This window comes from Vibrio tapetis subsp. quintayensis, assembly GCF_030409945.1.
Taxonomy (GTDB): domain Bacteria; phylum Pseudomonadota; class Gammaproteobacteria; order Enterobacterales; family Vibrionaceae; genus Vibrio; species Vibrio quintayensis.
This window is the reverse complement of the sequence record NZ_JAUFQV010000018.1, coordinates 1-1302: the sequence shown is the minus strand read 5'-3', so window position 1 is coordinate 1302 and position 1302 is coordinate 1. Positions and strand designations below refer to the sequence as shown.

Genomic DNA, 1302 nt, shown 5'->3' with positions numbered 1-1302 from the left:
CGACATCGACAGCCTCAGGATTAACGTTTAACTCTGATGGGACCTATAGTTTTGATGCGTCTAGCTACGACAGTTTATCCAAAGACGAAACGCTAGATATCGTCGTACCTGTGACGGTTACCGATGAAGTTGGCGGGACAGACACCACAACATTAACCATTACTGTCACTGGGACCAATGACGATCCGGTTGCCGTATCAAAAACCGATGCGATGGCTGAAGACGCCAGTATATCTGGCCAACTCGCGGCAACGGACGTTGATTTACCTTCTGGTAGCTCGCTGAGTTTTACTACCACCAGTACGGCTACAGGGTTAACGCTCAATTCTGATGGATCCTATACTTTTGATGGGTCTAGCTACGACAGCTTATCCAAAGACGAAACGCTTGATATTGTCGTGCCTGTGACGGTTACCGATGAAGTCGGCGGGACAGACACCACAACGTTGACGATTACCATTACGGGCACAAACGACGATCCGGTCGCTAACATCGCCAGCGCTGATGTGCTTGAAGATTCGAATTTAACGGGTGTTGTCACGGCATCGGATGTTGATCTGCCATCAAGCAGTAACCTCACATTCTCAACGACATCGACAGCCACAGGGTTAACGTTTAACTCTAATGGAACCTACAGTTTTGATGCATCTAGCTACGACAGCTTATCCAAAGACGAAACGCTCGATATTGTTGTGCCTGTGACGGTTACCGATGAAGTTGGCGGGACAGACACCACAACACTGACCATTACTGTCATTGGGACAAATGACGATCCGGTCGCTGTATCAAAAATCGATGCGGTGACTGAAGATACCAGTATATCTGGTCAACTCGCGGCAACGGACGTTGATTTACCTTCTGGTAGCTCGCTGAGTTTTACTACCACCAGTACGGCTACAGGGTTAACGCTCAATTCTGATGGATCCTATACATTTGATGCGTCTAGTTACGACAGTTTATCCAAAGACGAAACATTAGATATCGTCGTACCTGTGACGGTTACCGATGAAGTTGGTGGGACAGACACCACAACATTGACCATTACCATTACGGGCACAAATGACGATCCGGTCGCTAACATCGCCAGCGCTGATGTGCTTGAAGATTCGAATTTAACGGGTGTTGTCACGGCATCGGATGTTGATCTGCCATCAAGCAGTAACCTCACATTCTCAACGACATCGACAGCCACAGGGTTAACGTTTAACTCTAATGGAACCTACAGTTTTGATGCTTCTAGCTACGACAGCTTATCAAAAGACGAAACGCTAGATATTGTTGTGCCTGTGACGGTTACCGATG

At 47.5% G+C, this 1302-nt stretch carries 1 protein-coding gene; it reads left to right on the top strand.

The window, feature by feature from the left end; genetic code table 11:
* On the top strand, nt 1-1302 hold a 1302-nt coding region (locus QWZ04_RS07725; protein ID WP_290326634.1), incomplete at both ends, for a cadherin-like domain-containing protein.